Raw genomic sequence first — 15,109 nt, 5'->3', positions numbered from 1 at the left:
GTCAGCGATCCGTCAGGTCAGGGGCAAGGAAACGGGCGGCGACTGCGACCTTCTCGGCATCGTCCCAGCGCAGCGCCCGCATCACGGCTTCGCTGACGCCTGCCATCCGGGAATGCATCGCCAGCTCTGACAGTGCACCGGAGACAACCGCCTCGACATCGCCGCGCGCCGGCGGGCGAATGTCGATGCGGCGATAGCGCTGACCGTCGAGCGTGAACGGCCAGGCAAGCGGTATCGACATCGCCGGAGGGCGGGAGGCGTAGATGGCGCTGTTGCGGAACGGCGCGAGTTCAGATGATGACTGCGGAGGAGAAGCAGCCTCTTCGGCACCGGCATCCGATTCCTTCAACTGCTTTGGCGCGTCGTCATCCTGCCCGATCTCCCATTCGGTGGTGCGGAGGCGGTCGAACACCGCCTCCCGCTCTTCCATGTCGTCTTGTGTCGGCACAGCTTATGCCCCCAGCGCCCGGCGGACGCTGGCGAAGAGATCCTCGCCGTCACGGCGCGCCGCCCGCTCCCAGAAGTCGAAATAGATGAGCTCACGCCCACCGAGATTGAATTCCAGGTGCGTGACCTCGGCAAAGGAATAGGCCGAACCCTGCAGTTCGGTCGGATCGCTCTCGTCCGGCTCCCAGGATGTGACCGCTCCTTCGATGATGCCGCGCGCCGCGATATCGCGATTGGTCTTGGCGTCCTTGTAGACAGCGGCGAACACCCAGCGGTCGACAACCCCCATGCCGCGGAAGACCTCCGGATCGAGCCCCTTGCAGGAAAAGGTCGGCTCCAGCGCCTCGATGCGCGGCTGGGTGAAGTTCACCGCCATCACGCCGCCGCCTGGTGAATGCTCGGTGGTGACAAAGTTGATCGGTGGGATGGTGAGCGTCGAGATGGTCGTTGCCCGCGACGTCCCGGCTTCGGTCGCCCGGCGCACGTCGACGGCAGTGAGGATGAGTAGCGGCTGCTGTGCCATGGTGATGATCCTTGGAGGGTTGAGCGAACGGGCAGGCAAAGAGCGCTCGCCTTTTGAGCCTGAGGCTGAATTCGGCAGCGCGTGGCGAAAATGGCGATCACGAGAACCGGAGCGCAGCGTACGTGGAGGTACGTGAGCACCGGAAGCGCAGGGACCGCCATTTGCAGCCCGCGATGGCGGAGATCAGGTCAGGCTTTAGGCAACCGTGTTGAGGCGGGCGATAATCTCCGAGACGAGACCCTCGATGGCGGGGCGGTAGCGGCGGATATCGGTATCGGCCCGCTTGAAGACCGGCGCCGGCTCGATGCCGAGATCAAGCTTGATGCGGCCAAGCCGGATGTTCTCCGGCGCGTTCTCAGCGGGAATGAACACATCCTTGTTGTAACCAAGGATGTCGTCCGCCGCCTTGTGGTCGCGCAGCATGAAGAGGACCGAGTTGATATAGGCCTCGACGAGGTCCGCCGTGATCTTGCGGCCGAGGAACTGGCGGATGATCTGGATCAGCTTGACCGTGATGAAATCGGCGCCGCGCACCTGGTGGATCTGTTCCCAGAGCTCACCCGTGTCGGCATTGTCGGTGCCGATGAAGGTGAAGCCGCCATCGGCGACCGCGCCATCGACATTGACCTCGCCCGGAACGACGATCGAGACATTGGCTTCCAGCACCTGCTGGCCTTCGGTCGAGCCGTCGAGCAGCGAGAACTGGATGGCGCGGGAAAGACCGGCAAGGCCATGGATCGCCCGGTTGGCGATCGGGTCGAACGGCTTGCCCTCGTTCTCGTTGTCGACGCGGGCAAAGAGACCGAGGATGCGCGGGCCCATGGCGCGGGTAACGACACTCTCGCCCTCATAGACACGGGCGGCAACCGCGATCGGCATCAGCCGCTGCGAGCTCATCGTCTCGCGGTCATCGATCGCCTGCGTGCTGGAGGTGTCGTCGACATCGACGACGGCAATCGCCAGCAAGGTCTCGCAGGCCTGGCTGAGTGCCGTGACGACCGGGCTCACCAGATACTGTCCGGGGGTTTCCGGATCTTCAGGACGATAGGACGTGCGCCCCGCCCAGATCAGCCGCGGCGTCGCATTGACGGTCGACGGGATGGCGGCGACATTGCCGAGCGCGGCGACGATGTTCGCCGCCGTCGCCCCGACATCGGCGCCTTCCGCAACCCGCACGACCGTGATGTCGGCGCCGCGGTTGACGCCGGTCAGCTGCGCATTGACGCCGCGAACTGCATCGGCGAGCAGCCCGGTGCCAAGCTTGGCGACCGTCTCGCCATCGGAGGACGAGAACCGTCGCGCCTCTCCGATCGGAAACGCGGCTTCGTCGGCATCCTCCGATGTCTCGATGAGCAGCATCTTGGAAAAGTCTGCGCCAAGAACCGGGACGGGCTCGTCCATAGGGCGCGAAAATGCCATGCCGAAAGTGGGCATTGGTAATCTCCTGGTTGTGAGGGAACTGCGCGCCCGGCATTTCTGCCAGACGCTGCCGGGACGTTGACCGGCAATCGGTATGAACGCTAATATTCGCGCGCAGGCGGCGGAACAAACAGCCGTCACCACCTATTCGGGTAGATGTCGGCACTTCCGACAGTAGTGCGACCGTCGCCGTTGTCCCCCCAGCCCTGCGGTGGCGGTCGCTACAAGGAGCAGGTAGCGTGCAGAAGATATTGACCGCTTACGGGCTCTATATCGCCATCGTCATCGTGATCCTGATCGGATTGCTGGTGGCACTGGCCTAGGCGGGGGCGTCTCGTGCGACGCGATGCGCAATTCATCCTTATCGTCGCAATCGTGCTTGTTATCGGAGCCCTGTCTTACCGCCTACTGCACGAGGATAATGAGCGCCCTTCCAGGCAGCCTCCACCTTTGACCGACCAGAAGAATAGGAACGTCCCCGACGATGCATCGATGTGATGAAAATGACGGGTGGCGAACCGCCCTGCCAATGGTAAGCTGAAGCTGCCCCGGCATGCGACAGCTTTGGCCGGGTCGGTCCATGATCGGACGGGGAGGATCGTCCTTGATCATGGACCGTGCGAGCCAACGTTTCTGTTGAATGAAGCTCCCGATAGCTTGTCGTAACAAGGGACTTACGTAGATCAAGGCCAGTAGGACTCGTTGCTGGCGTAGTCGGCCGGGATGTCTTCCATCGTCTTCAACTGGCGTTTGGCGGCATGCATGGCCTGCATCCACTTCTTGCCCTCGTCCACCAGAAAGGACATCTGTTCCGGCGTCAGGTAGTGGTCGACGTTGGCATTGTCGGTCAGCATCAGGATCGGATCGGTGACGCCTGCCGCGATCAAGTCACGGGCGGTATCTTTCTGGGCGAGTAGCACGATCTGCGTGGCAGCCGACCCGTCAGGCGCGACAGGGCCGTAGCCGGGAACATCGAAGGACCGTCCTTCGAGAATGCGACGGGCATGCTCCCGATTGACGCCCTCGGTGCGGGAAGCCCGCTCGCCGGCGTGTGCCGCTTGCTCCTCGGCCTCGAGTTCTGCTGTCGTCTTGTCGTTCACGGCCCACTCCCCATCCTGCCAAAAGGGCGGGTGCTGGGCTGCGGGGTCGTAGTCGGGTGCAGAAGATGCCTCGACATAGCCCGCGTCCGCAATTTCTTCGGGCGTGAATGTGTCGCGGTTCGTGCGGACGAAGCCATCCGGCATGCGAATGGCGTTCGGAATCTCGTCGGGCTTGCCGCCGTGGTGGGAGTAGAGTGTTTCAGTCATTCATTTGGCCTTGATGTAGCTGAATATACCCGCACTCACGCGGTGATCCGGTAGCGCAAAGTGTGTCTCTGGGTCATAACTTCTGCCCGCAACCTGTTTACCAAGGCCAAGGTATACGTTGGCTGTGTTCGGGTACCATGAACTGCCGTCGTCTTCGTAAATTGGTCCGTTGCGCACGACAGGCAGGTAGGACATTGATGGTGTTTTGGTGGCGTAGTAATGCCAATTGATGCCATCAGCGCTCATGAAGCGCACGTGATAGGGGTTCGTTGAGTACCCGCTGTTTCCGGAATACTCAACGATCAACCGGTCTCCCGCGTTCATCATACGGTTCAGCGCAGTAGCAATCTCGTAGACGGGGTATAGCTGGCCATCAAAGTCGGGCATTCTCAGGGTCGCTTTTTCCCAGTTCACGCCGTCTGCGGTGGACCATATGCCGTTAGCCAGTGCAATCACCAGCCGTCCCTTGAACACGGCAGCACCTAACGGGTAACCCCCATAAAAGTCTGGATGAACTCGCACATTGTGGTCCGGATAAATCCATCCACTGATAGCGTCCCCGCCCACCGGCATGCGCCAGACAGGGTTACTGGAGTTCGCAAATACAAGCCAGATGAACCCGGCAAACTCGCAGGCCAGGATCAACTCATGCTTGGAGGGGACAGGGCTATTTAGGATGGACCAGCTGCTTCCAAGCGCGGCACTATAAAGTCGTGCCCGCACTCGCCTGTCATCCAGAAAATCGGAGGTGGTAAACAGATAGTCGCCCGCACCGTATATCTGGCCCTGCGCTCCCCCAGCACTTCCTATGTTTTGCCAAGAATTGCCCTCGTCAAGCGATGCAGACTCGTACCTGCCTATGGCCCAGATCATGTCGCGGTAGGTGCCAACTGTGTGCGGGGTCGTATAGGTGCTCGCCGTGTTTCCTGCCTGATAAGAGGCCCATCGGTGATGCCAAGTCTCGCCGTTGTTGGTTGAACGCCAAATTTTGTCCCCATAGGCGGCCCAAATCAACGTGCCGGCCTGAGTACGTACGCAGTTTCCCGGTATAGGCAGGCCCGTGGCCGTCGTAAGGCCTACAGCGTACCCGAAAGGTTCTACGGTTCTCAGAAAGTCTTGGTTAGGTATGGCTCCAATAGCCTTAGCGAGTGCGGGGTAGTCGCCAATCGCATGGACGGAGCCGTCTGCCAGCAACCAGTCGTCCGAAGGCGGCATGGGAGTTTCTACCATCTGTATGGCGCCGACACCCACGCCTCCCCCGCCACCCGCAGGCGAGACAGCTTGGCTCAGCTGGCCAATCGCAGAACCCGGCTTGCGGAACGCCATGGTTTAGTCCTCCTGCCCTGAATGTCCGCAGATCGTGTAGTCGATGGCATCGTTCTCCGATGCCTGCACTTCGATCTGATCGCCTTCCCGAAGGGTGATGCCGCCGCCTGCCGGGGTGATGGCGTCATTGAGCGGGATGATGCGCTGGCGAATGAGATATTTCGACGTGCCGCCCGACTTCTTGAGGAAGACGGAACCACGCGGCTCTTCGGAGGCGGCTGTTGAGTTCGCAAGCTGGCACAGCGAGATGCGGGCGCCGCCGACCGGAGCCGTATAGGCCACTGACTTCACCGTGGTGGCCGTGCCTTGTTCTAGGATTTCTTCGATAGCCATGGTGGCCCCCTTACATGGTCGAGGCTAGAAAGAAGGCCCGAGCGCGAATGGATCGTTTGGCGCTTATCAGTGCCTGCGCATTCGCCCCAATCGCCTCACGCTGCTCCGCCGAGACGAACACGCGTTCCGCGCTCTCCTGCACATTCGCGGCGGGAACGCCCTGCGTCAGGATCTGATCGAGCTGGCCCTGCGCTTCGGCAATGTCATCGATCAGCTGCTGAAGCGGTCCGGATGTGGCGGCAAGGATCGTCGCCTGAACCTGCTCGATGCCGTTGTTGGCGAGTTCCTCGGCATTGGTGTAGTCGAGTTGCAGCGCCTCGAGGCGCGCCTTGATCTGTCCGAGCACATGGTTCCAGAGCGCCGAGGTGAACTCATGCCCGTTCTCGCCGCCCTGGACCTGCCAGGCGTCAGACTCGTTCGGCAGTGGCAATGACATCGGCGCCCTCCTGTTCGATGATCGCGGTCAGCTTCAGAGCGCTCATCTCGATCATCTGGCGTGGGCGGTGGACGATCGTCCCGTCACGGACCGGCTTGGCCAATGTCACCCGGTAGCGTGCGCCGGCCTCGATTTCGTCAATTGTCATGGTGTTCTCCATCAAAAGGCGTTGAGGCCAATGTCCTGCCAGAACCAGCCGTCAAGCGCGGATTGCTTGGTGCCGCCGACCTTGAGGCGGCAGGAGGCGATCGGCGCGGGGATAGACTCTTCCCAGGTCGCCTTGACGACGGACCGTCTCGGCCGCTCGGCATCGGGCTCGATGGTGAAGGTGTCCGGCGCGACGGTCGTGCCGTTCGGCAGGATGATCGCAAGACTCGGTGTCCCACGCACCGGATCGAAATCGTCGACATGGCCAACGGCAGAAAGACGCGGCGTTGCAAAGCCGAAGTCGATCTCCTTGCTGACGAAGGCCATCGTGTTGGCAAGCCGGAAGCAGCGCACCCGCGCACCCTCGTCGAGCTGCAGGCAGGGCTGCACATCACGCGTGCCGACGAACCAGCATCCGAGGCGAACGGAGGCCGGCAGATTGGCAAGCGGGCTATCCGGCCGATCGTCGAACGGAATCCACTCTGTTGCGCCAAGCGGCTTGATTGCCCAGACGCGATCTGTGCCCGATGGCAAAAGGCCTTGATAGACGAGATCGATCCCAGCAATGCCGCCCTGCAGCTCGTAAGGCCCGAAGTCGATAAAGGTACGTGCCTGGTGGAAACGGGCGCCCCTCACCCGGAAGCTGTAGTCGACAGTCGCAAAGCCTTGCGCATACACACCATCGGTGATCTTGAAGCTGGTGCCGAGCGAGAAGGCGTTGTCGTCCGACTTGGCGATCTCGTTGTTGCCCGGCGTTGCCAGCGTCCAGGCGACCGGATGCTGTTCGATCAGCGCCGGCTCGAAGGAAACGGTCTGCCAGCCAAGCGAGAGATCGGCGCCATCGACCGTGCCGGTCTCGATGATCGCTTCGGTCGCCGGTGAGCCGTCCGGCCGCGTCTTGCCGAGCGCGATGGTGAACTCCTCGCCGGTGTCGACAGCGGTGAGATAAAGATCGATACCCGTTGCCATGAAGATCTGCGACGAGCGGAAGGTCTGGGCATAGGCCGCATTGTTCAGCCCGAACTCTTCGGTGTGATAGCGCGTGTAGCTCGATGTCCAGCGAACCTTGTTGACCTGTTGGACATCAAAGCCGAGATGGCCGCGCTGCGCGGTTTCCGTCGCATTCCACGGAATATCGGACTGACCCTGAATGCGGTACTCTTGGCCGGCCACCTTGAAGACCTCGCCATACTCCCGGTCCCGGAGAGCAGCCTCGTTCCAGTGGAGGCTGTTCTCGCAGACCATCTCCACCGGGCCATAGGTGGTGCGCTCATGGCTGCGATAGTGCTTCGTCGCCGTGGTAACAGAGTGGACGACGTTGGCGACACGCTCGCGGCCAGAACCGACCGGCGTTTCGATCCGCACCACTTCCTCATAGGCCGGCAGCAGTGAGCCGCCGGGCGTTACAACGATCTTGTCATTGTCCGGTTCGGAAAGGCGCAGTTGGCTATCTGAGACAGCAGCAAAGGGAAAGCGCAGGCCATGGTCGCGGCGCGCATAGCTCTCCGGATGATCGAAATCCCAGAAATCATCGACGAGGCCGCAATCGAAGACATAGTTGCCGGCCAGCGGATCGACGCCGGCCTGCCGGTTCTGCCGGGCGATGTCACGACCGAACATCTGGAAGAGATCAGGCGGCGGAAGCGCATCGAGCCGCTGGCCGATCGCCGAGACGTCGGTTGCGATGGAGTCGGTGTCACGGCGAAGGCGATCGACACGCTCTTCAAGAATGGCAAGCCGCGCCGCGACCTCGGCCAGCGGCACGACACGGTGCCCGTCATAGGGCTCGATCGCATCGGCTTCGACGCCGGCCGTCGTCATCGGCACGAGGGCAATGCAACAGGCACCGGCCGGAACATCAGGCTTTTGCCCGAAGATCTTGGCGGCGAGTGGCGCGATCGAAACGGCCCGCCGGATGATCTTCGGTGTCTGGCGCTGAACCAAGACACCGGTCTCGACTTCCTGCGTCTGGATCGCCCGGCTCTCCTCGATCACCTCTTCGATGCCGCCGATGAGGAGCGCCACCCACTGGACGACGCCGTTGACCGTCGGGCGGAGCGCGCCGAGATCCATGTCGGTGGGCGTCAGCAAGGTGTAGACGACGTCCTGCTCGTAATATTCGCCGGGCGCGACCGTCACCGTGAAGGCGGCTTTCTTGGCGACCAGGAAGCGCGCCCAGTGCGCTGGATAGGAGATCGCGCCATTGACCAGCCGGTCCGTCGCTTCCTGGGCAAAGACGCCCTGGCGCGTCCAGTCCAGCCGGTCGGCAACTTCCGCGTTGGTCCAATCGACGCGTTCGCTCATAGTCGTGTCCTGTTCGTATAAATGTCGAAGCGCCCGCCGAAGCTCGCCTCATCGAAAGTGATCGGCCGCTGCCAGCCGAAATCGACGGAGTAGAAGGTCTCGGGGCTCTTGGATTTGGCGAGCGCCGTGCGGGCACGCGTCAGCGGTGTGGTGTCGACGTCGCGCACAGTGATCGGCTGGTCGACCGGCGAGCGTCCGATGATGAAGTGATCTGGCGCAACGATCGGCGAGGTCTTCACCAGGAAGTGCGCCGTGTGATGCGGATGATGCACCCGCATCTGGTCGCGGATCGGTGTCCAGCCGATGACGAAGCGTGTCGGATGGCTGATCCGGTCGACAAGCTCCGCATCGACATAGGCGAGATAGGGTTCGGCCGCCGCGCGTGTGCCGCGGATCGACGAGAGCATCAGGCTGTCCCGGATCATCTGCCGCTTACGCTCGACGGGCCAGTCCTCGTACCAGAGATCGACGCTCTCATGTGCCGCCAGAAACGGCAGCCATTCGACCGGGCAGGTGTCCGGGTCGAGGATCTCGGCCAGCGGCACCGGCAGCGTATCGGTCGCTGCGAAGGCGAGCGCCTTCTCATAAGATTGTGCGTTTTGCGGCAGCAGTTCCGAAAGGTTCATCGTCTAAAGCTTGATCGAATTTGGGTGAAATCGGAGTCGGCGAAAGTGCAAATGCAATGAGTGAGGTCACCCAGTTCAGAAGCGAGATGATCAACGGGATCGGAATGCTGTTCGCGCTCCTGATCCATGAGCTTGAGACCAAGGGTTCAGTCGAACAACTGGACTTCGCGGAACTGCTCCGCCGGCAGGCACACAGGATGCCAACGAATCCCGTGACGCTTGATCGTGGTTCAGACCGCTATGAGACGCTGCTTCTGGAAGCCGTTGCCGAAGCGCTCGACTACACACAACTCATCACGCGGGACGCGTCGGCTAAGCACGAACCTCCACTGTCACAATGATGTCGGTCAGCACCGGCACCGCATAGGGGTCAGGCTCGATTACGACCGGGGCCATGTCCCGCACCTTGATGATGTTGGCGCCATAGGCCGCACCGACGATGTAGCCTGGCGCGATTTCGCCGCCGATGACCATGCGGGCGTCACCCGCCTTGCGGATGCGATCGATCGTTTCCTGCCGGATCAGCACGCTATCCGGCCCGTGCGGGATCTCTATGACGAGCGAGACGGCATACTCGATCCGCTCCGCGTCCCGAACGGCGATCGACGTTGCCTCAGGCACGACATTCGGCACTGAGACAGCAGCGCGCACAGCGGCCTTTTTATCTGCCGGTGCCAGGTCTCCACTCTGCCCGATGATGACGAGGTCGACATCGCCGCGCCGGCCATGCACTGCGTGTCCGTTGACCTTTGCATGGAGCATCTCCGGCCAGGCCGTCCAGGCCTCATAGAGATACCGGTCCCGCGATCCAGCGGAACGCCCGTCGAAGGAGAGCAGATAGCGCCTGAGGAGCGCCGCATCCGTCTCCATAACTGCCGGGCTGGTCGCCGTTTCCGGTACCACGACCAACCGCTGCACATTCTGCCGGGCGACGACATGGTCGAGATCGCTGCCGCGGGCGAGCGGCGCCAGCATCGCTGAGACCGCATCATTGACGCGCGCGCGATCAAGGAGGCGCAGATAGGCGAACACACGACCGAATGTCGCTGTCGGATGCGCTTCGAGGCTGGCGACAGTAAAGGCCGGAAGTGAGGGATCGGCAAGCCGCGCCTCGTTCCAGAACGCGATGAAGCGATCGAGGAAAGCGGCCTTGAGCGACCCGACATCGAGCAACTCAATCGCATCGGGCGCAGAAACGCGCGACAGGTCAATCGCCGTCGGCGAATAACTCATGCGGCAATCCTTTGAATGCTGCCCCGGTTCCAGCCGAAGGTCTCGACGCTTTCGACACTCGGATCACCGAGATGGGCGCGCGGGCGCCAGTCAACCTCGATGGCAAGACCGGCCCGTCCTGCCCGTAACTCGTCGACCGATCCGGTCAGCTCGACACGGCGCACCCGGAAGCGCGGCTCCCAGAGGTCGATCGCCGCGGCGACGAGCAGCGTGAAGGCGGCGATCGTCTTGGCGGCCAGCAGACGGCCGAGGAGTTCGATCACGCCGGCGCCGAATTCGCGCAGGAGGATCATCTCGCCGAGCCGCGTCGTCAGGATGATCTCGACCGACTGCAGCGCCGAGGCATAATTGTCGATGACAGCGCCCGTCCGCCGGTCGATATCGGCCACAGTCAGTCCTTCGATTCCGGCTTATCGGCTTTGGCCTTGGACGAAGCCGCTGGTTTGGCATCGGCTTTCGGGTGGATGCGCCCCTGTGCCAGGTCGAACTTCGCCTCGGCAGCCGTCAATACGATCTCACGGTTCTTCGGCACGCGCTGGCCGTTGACCCAGTCCACACCGGGACGGGCGACATAAGTGGTCTTGCTCATCATGTTCTCCTTCAGGAAGGCGGGCCGGTCTCGGCCCCGCCAGGGAAGACACCGCCATGGGTGTGATTGCTGCCAATGTTGCGGCCGTCATGGTCGACACGGCCGCCATTCACAAACAGACCCGACGCATTGACCGTGACACTGACGCCGCCGGCCGTGATGACCAGGGCACCATCTGCGACCGTGATGCGCACACCGGCGTCCTCGAAGACGTTGGCGGCCATGTCGTCATTCGGGCTCTGGTGTTCGCCGGAATAGCCGCCGCGAAAGATCAGCCCCTGGCGCATGTCGCCGGTCGGATTGACCAGGCCGACGATCTGCCCCGTCTTCAAGGGCACGCTCGTCTTGCCGCTCTCCGGGTGCGGCAACCAGGGAGAAAGGAATGGCTGACCGTCGCGATCCTTACCGATCCTCAAGCGATAGCCTTTCACCGGGTCGACTACCTCGACAGCGCCGACACGCAGCGCATTGCCGAAGGCGGACTTGAGGTGTTCCAGATCGGACTTGAGATTGATGATCTCGGCGAACATCACTTCGTGACCTCGCCCGAGCCCGTGCCCTCGATGTCAAAGGCGCCAGTCGTGAACTCCGGCGTCTTTCGCTCCGTGTCGCCCTCGACCGGGCCGCGCCCCAGCGCCCGGAGCTCGCCGGCCGTCATGCCGTGACGGCGCTGCAGGATTTTCCAGTCGGGGTCGGTGCCGCCGACCTGCGCCCGCATCAGCGCCGCCTTGGCGACCAGCACCGAACTGCCACTTTCGTCGAGACGGTCAAGCAGTCGGGCCATTGGCGTGGCGGCCTCGAGAGCCGCGCCTGTGATCGGGTCATCGATAAGATCGAGGGTGATCCGCAGCTGATGTCCCGCAAGACGCACACTGCCCTGATCGGAGCTGGTCCGAAGCCGCTCGACCTTTCGGTAACGGTATGTGAGGCTCCGCGCGATTTCGGCCCATTCGTTGTCCGGATCAGACAGAACATCCGCGACCTGCCGCATCACCATGTCGAGATGAAACTCCAGCGCGTCGTCGGCAGCTGGAATACCCTGATGGACAACAAGATCCTTCGTTTCGGGATCGCGGATCGTCATGGCAACGGTAATGCCCGCTTCGATGACCAGTTCGGTCGTCCCATTTCCACCAAGGGAACGCAGTTCGATGTCGGACGAGACGGTCGCTGCGTCGGTGTAAACCGCGATAAAGGGTTGTTCCTGGTCCGTCCGCACATTGCCGTCGCCATCGGCCTCGAGCGCGCCGATCTGACTGTCGAGGACATGCGCGCCGACGAGCGTCCGCCCTTTCAGGGCTTCGACGACGGCAAGGCGCAGCGCAATACGGGCAAGGCTCATCAGACTTCTCCGAGTTCGGCAATCAGGCGGACATGCGAGCGATCCTGGACGGACAGGACCTCGAAGAGCGGTCCGCCTTCACGCTCGACCGCCTCCACGATGTCGCCGCGCCGCAGACGGATCTCCGGATAGCGGCCGATGGCAATGCGCAGTTCCGTTGTGCCGGCCGAAACAGATGCGTTCCAGTTGCGCGTTCGCCCGCCTGCAAGATTGTTGCGCTGCTCTGGCCGCGTTCGCACAACAGCGATGATGGTGAGATTGGCGCGCTCGGGATCGGTGACGCCGTCCTTCTTCGGCCAGATCTTCACCAGCTCGCCGAATTCCTCGTCGATGGCCTCCGCGATGTCGTCGCGAAGGCCGTGATAGCGCGCCATCTTCAGGCCGCTTCCAGGGCCTGAAGGATCTCCGCCTTGGTCGCCGAGCTCTCGATTGCAACGCCGAGGCGTTCCGCTTCTGCGATGAGCTCGGCTTTCGTCATCGCCGAGAGCGGTTTCTGTTCCACGCCGATCGGATCACCGGGGCGCACGAAGCGGCCATTGACGAAGCCCGCCCGGGTTGCCGTTGCCATGGTCGCCACTTAGAGGGCCCTCCCGCGGCGAAGCATTTCGGGACGCGTGCAGATGAACAGCGGATAGCTGTAGATCTCCACCCGGTCCCATTCGTCGCGCCCCGACTTGTCCTCCAGGATCATGCCGTAATACTCACGGCCGCGCTGGTTGACATAGGGCTTGAACTCCGATGCCGGAGCCCAGCCGACCTTGAAGGCACCGCGCGCGCCGATCGGGAAGAAGCGCGCCTTGTTGGTGTCGATCGCCAGCGTCGAATCGTCATCCGTTCCGCGATAATTGATGAAGGTGATCCCCTCGATCTCGATCGCCGAATAGCCCTCGATGTTTTCCAGCGTCGCCGCACGCTCCGTGCCGAGCTTCGTCTCCTTGATTTGCGGATGGTTGACGAGGAGGTCGAAGAAGGTGTCGCCGACGAGCCCCGCGACCCGCGTCGAGGGCGTCCAGACGCCTTTCGCCGCGCGCTGCATGGCGCGCTTCAGGTCGCGGCATTTCTTGCGCACATCGGTCGTTTCGACGTTTAGCTGGAAATTGACCTCCGCCGGCTCGCCGATGCCCCATTCCTGGTACCAGTCGATGATGACGGTCTGACCGTCGGCATCGAGGACCCGGCCCTGGATCGCGCCGAAGCGCATGTGCTCCCAGGTCAGTTCGAGATCGTCCATGATCTCGCCCGAGCGATCGGAGACTTCCTGGCTGACTTCCTTGGTCTGCATCTCGAAGGGAAGCGCCAGGACGCCGGCCATCTCAATGGCATAGACCGTCGAGCCCTTGGCAAGGCGGACCGCGTCGAACTTGCGCACACGGGCGCCGGACGGGATCAGCTCCTGCGGCGGCGCGCCGTTCGGCGATGTCGGGATGAGGGTCAGCGCCCGGTCCCGGTCGGCGATCGCGATGGTGCGCGAGCGCGAATAGATCGGCTCGAAGAGGCCGAGCGATCCGAGGAGCTGGGGCTTGTGATCGATCCGCTCCACGACATCCTCGTGGAATTCGATCATGCCCCAACCGTTTTGCTCAAAGATATCTGTGACGATTGCCATGGTGGTCGGCCCCCTATCGTGCCACGATTTCGGATGCGGCGAGGTCGGCAAGCGCCGCGCTTTTGCCGGTGTCGTCGACGCCGTCCGCAAAGACGAGAACGTCGGCATGGATTTCGGTGGCGCGCACCGTCAGCGTGCGGCGCTGGTCTGCATCGGTCGCGTCGCAGCCCTCATAAAGGATCGCTGCGGCCGTCTCGCTGCCATCGGCGCCAGCCGGATCGAACGGCACATATTTGCCGCTCGCGGTAACGCGGCCGAGGACCGCGCCGGGGCGCAGCTTGCCGGCGCCAGCGGCGATGACGCCGACATCGCGCGAGCGATAGCCGTGCGCCTCCGAGACGATGTAATGGGCCGTCTGGAAGACGTCCTCGTGCATGATGTTTGGCATGGGTCAGATCTCCGTTCAGCGGCGCTTGTTGGTGCGGGTGACGGCAGCGGCGAGGACACCGGTGTCGGTTTTCGCTTTTGGCTTGGCGCCGCCCGGCTGCGCCTGGCCGGCAGCGCGCAGCCGCTGCTGCTCGTAAGCAACGGGATCGGCGGTCTCATCAGGGCCGGCTTTGCCCTCAGGCTGATCGCCGGCAGCGGCCTTCGGCGCCTTGGCAAGCGCCGCGACGGCTGCCTCGGCGGTCATCTCGGTGTCGTAGGCGAAGTGCTCGGCAAGACCTTCCCGGCCCTTGGCTTCGTCGCAGGCCATGATGGCCTTGATGCGGGTCTTGGCCTCGGTGGCAGCATCGGCTTTCGCTTTCGCCAGGGTCTCGGCGGTCTTGTCGTCCGCCTTCTCACGGTCCGTCATGGAAATCTCCTTTGCGCGACGGGTTGGGGCGGCGGATGCCGCAGGACACTGGTCGCCCGTGTCGAGTGACCAGTTCTTCTTTTTCGCGAGCGCGACGAGGCGCTCGGGTGCATGGGCGTAGGCACGGAAATCGAATGCGGCCGTTGCACGGGCGCAGGCCTCAGCAATCTCGGTGACGAAGCCGCGGTCGAGCGCTTCCTGACCGGTGAGCCAGATCTCCTCCACCATGTCGCGGCGGATCGTTTCGACGTCCTCGCCGGTGACGTCGGCGTAGATTGCCGCCATCAGATCCGCCGTCCTGTCGAGCTGGTCCTTCGATTTCTGGTGATCGGCGGCATCGCCAAAGGTGACCATGGCCGGATCGTGGATCATCAGCATGGCGCCCTCGCGCATAATCCGCTCATCGCCCGCCATGACGATGATCGAAGCGGCCGAGGCGGCGATCGCGTCGACGATGATGGTGACCTTGCCTTTGTGGGCGGTCAGCGCATTGAAGATCGCAACCCCGTCGTCGGTGTAGCCGCCGCCGGAATTGATGCGCACGGTGACATCGGTGGAGCGGCCAAGGGTCGCCAGCGCCTCGACGACATCCAGCGCATTGAAGCCTTCGCCCCAGAAATCGTCGCCGACGAACCCGTAAAGCACGAGCTCGCCATCGATCAGAACGGACATGATGGA

At 62.8% G+C, this 15,109-nt stretch carries 21 protein-coding genes; 1 reads left to right on the top strand and 20 read right to left on the bottom strand.

Annotated features, from left to right (window positions below; translation table 11 throughout):
* Position 1: 1 nt before the first annotated feature.
* From CN673_RS03115 to CN673_RS03070, 10 genes are all read right to left on the bottom strand, one after another.
* Positions 2-448, bottom strand: coding sequence for a phage tail assembly protein (locus CN673_RS03115; RefSeq protein ID WP_099864741.1), 447 nt, complete (start codon positions 446-448; stop codon positions 2-4).
* A 3-nt stretch (positions 449-451) separates the two neighbouring features.
* Positions 452-970: a phage major tail tube protein gene (locus tag CN673_RS03110; protein ID WP_099864740.1), complete on the bottom strand. Its 519-nt coding sequence runs from the start codon at positions 968-970 to the stop codon at positions 452-454.
* A 195-nt stretch (positions 971-1,165) separates the two neighbouring features.
* Positions 1,166-2,404 (bottom strand): phage tail sheath protein, encoded by a 1,239-nt coding sequence (locus CN673_RS03105; RefSeq protein ID WP_198585869.1) that lies wholly within the window; start codon positions 2,402-2,404, stop codon positions 1,166-1,168.
* A 668-nt stretch (positions 2,405-3,072) separates the two neighbouring features.
* Positions 3,073-3,696, bottom strand: coding sequence for a DUF4376 domain-containing protein (locus CN673_RS03100; RefSeq protein WP_099864739.1), 624 nt, complete (start codon positions 3,694-3,696; stop codon positions 3,073-3,075).
* Positions 3,697-5,022 (bottom strand): tail fiber protein, encoded by a 1,326-nt coding sequence (locus CN673_RS03095; RefSeq protein WP_099864738.1) that lies wholly within the window; start codon positions 5,020-5,022, stop codon positions 3,697-3,699. It abuts the gene before it with no gap.
* 3 nt (positions 5,023-5,025) lie between these two features.
* Positions 5,026-5,355, bottom strand: a complete 330-nt coding sequence (locus CN673_RS03090) for a hypothetical protein (RefSeq protein WP_099864737.1) — start codon at positions 5,353-5,355, stop codon at positions 5,026-5,028.
* Positions 5,356-5,365: 10 nt separating this feature from the next.
* Positions 5,366-5,791, bottom strand: coding sequence for a hypothetical protein (locus CN673_RS03085; RefSeq protein ID WP_157928777.1), 426 nt, complete (start codon positions 5,789-5,791; stop codon positions 5,366-5,368).
* Positions 5,763-5,939, bottom strand: a complete 177-nt coding sequence (locus tag CN673_RS03080) for a hypothetical protein (RefSeq protein ID WP_157928776.1) — start codon at positions 5,937-5,939, stop codon at positions 5,763-5,765. Before CN673_RS03080 ends, CN673_RS03085 begins: the two co-directional genes overlap by 29 nt.
* Before the next feature lie 11 nt (positions 5,940-5,950).
* Positions 5,951-8,242, bottom strand: a complete 2,292-nt coding sequence (locus CN673_RS03075) for a hypothetical protein (RefSeq protein ID WP_099864734.1) — start codon at positions 8,240-8,242, stop codon at positions 5,951-5,953.
* Positions 8,239-8,868, bottom strand: a complete 630-nt coding sequence (locus CN673_RS03070; RefSeq protein WP_099864733.1) for a phage tail protein I — start codon at positions 8,866-8,868, stop codon at positions 8,239-8,241. Before CN673_RS03070 ends, CN673_RS03075 begins: the two co-directional genes overlap by 4 nt.
* 56 nt (positions 8,869-8,924) lie before the next feature.
* On the opposite strand from CN673_RS03070, the gene CN673_RS03065 reads away from it, so the two are divergent.
* On the top strand, positions 8,925-9,209 hold the full coding sequence (locus CN673_RS03065; protein WP_157928775.1) for a hypothetical protein: 285 nt from the start codon (positions 8,925-8,927) through the stop codon (positions 9,207-9,209).
* On the opposite strand, the gene CN673_RS03060 is transcribed toward CN673_RS03065, so the two are convergent.
* The 10 genes from CN673_RS03060 to CN673_RS03015 are packed head-to-tail and all read right to left on the bottom strand — an operon-like array spanning position 9,181 to position 15,103.
* The gene (locus tag CN673_RS03060; protein ID WP_099864731.1) at positions 9,181-10,101 is read right to left on the bottom strand and encodes a baseplate J/gp47 family protein; all 921 of its coding nucleotides are present in this window, start codon (positions 10,099-10,101) and stop codon (positions 9,181-9,183) included. The two genes, CN673_RS03065 and CN673_RS03060, sit on opposite strands and share 29 nt — an antisense overlap.
* On the bottom strand, positions 10,098-10,490 hold the full coding sequence (locus CN673_RS03055) for a GPW/gp25 family protein (protein ID WP_099864730.1): 393 nt from the start codon (positions 10,488-10,490) through the stop codon (positions 10,098-10,100). The genes CN673_RS03060 and CN673_RS03055 overlap by 4 nt, the downstream gene beginning before the upstream one ends.
* 2 nt (positions 10,491-10,492) lie before the next feature.
* Positions 10,493-10,690 carry a hypothetical protein gene (locus tag CN673_RS03050; protein WP_157928774.1) on the bottom strand — a complete coding sequence of 66 codons (198 nt, stop codon included), beginning with the start codon at positions 10,688-10,690 and terminating at the stop codon, positions 10,493-10,495.
* 11 nt (positions 10,691-10,701) lie between these two features.
* Positions 10,702-11,220 (bottom strand): baseplate assembly protein, encoded by a 519-nt coding sequence (locus CN673_RS03045; protein WP_099864728.1) that lies wholly within the window; start codon positions 11,218-11,220, stop codon positions 10,702-10,704.
* Positions 11,220-12,032 carry a hypothetical protein gene (locus CN673_RS03040; RefSeq protein ID WP_099864727.1) on the bottom strand — a complete coding sequence of 271 codons (813 nt, stop codon included), beginning with the start codon at positions 12,030-12,032 and terminating at the stop codon, positions 11,220-11,222. Before CN673_RS03040 ends, CN673_RS03045 begins: the two co-directional genes overlap by 1 nt.
* Complete coding sequence (locus CN673_RS03035; protein ID WP_099864726.1) at positions 12,032-12,406, bottom strand: hypothetical protein; 375 nt, start codon at positions 12,404-12,406, stop codon at positions 12,032-12,034. Before CN673_RS03035 ends, CN673_RS03040 begins: the two co-directional genes overlap by 1 nt.
* Before the next feature lie 2 nt (positions 12,407-12,408).
* Positions 12,409-12,600 (bottom strand): hypothetical protein, encoded by a 192-nt coding sequence (locus CN673_RS03030; protein ID WP_157928773.1) that lies wholly within the window; start codon positions 12,598-12,600, stop codon positions 12,409-12,411.
* A 9-nt stretch (positions 12,601-12,609) separates the two neighbouring features.
* Positions 12,610-13,638: a major capsid protein gene (locus tag CN673_RS03025; RefSeq protein WP_099864724.1), complete on the bottom strand. Its 1,029-nt coding sequence runs from the start codon at positions 13,636-13,638 to the stop codon at positions 12,610-12,612.
* A gap of 13 nt (positions 13,639-13,651) precedes the next feature.
* A complete protein-coding gene (locus tag CN673_RS03020) occupies positions 13,652-14,026 on the bottom strand; it encodes a head decoration protein (RefSeq protein ID WP_245409750.1) in 375 nt (124 codons plus the stop codon).
* A gap of 15 nt (positions 14,027-14,041) precedes the next feature.
* Positions 14,042-15,103 carry a head maturation protease, ClpP-related gene (locus CN673_RS03015; protein WP_099864723.1) on the bottom strand — a complete coding sequence of 354 codons (1,062 nt, stop codon included), beginning with the start codon at positions 15,101-15,103 and terminating at the stop codon, positions 14,042-14,044.
* Positions 15,104-15,109: the final 6 nt, after the last annotated feature.

It is taken from the genome of Neopararhizobium haloflavum (assembly GCF_002750855.1).
GTDB classification, from domain to species: domain Bacteria; phylum Pseudomonadota; class Alphaproteobacteria; order Rhizobiales; family Rhizobiaceae; genus Georhizobium; species Georhizobium haloflavum.
This window is presented reverse-complemented; position numbering and strand designations above follow the sequence as displayed.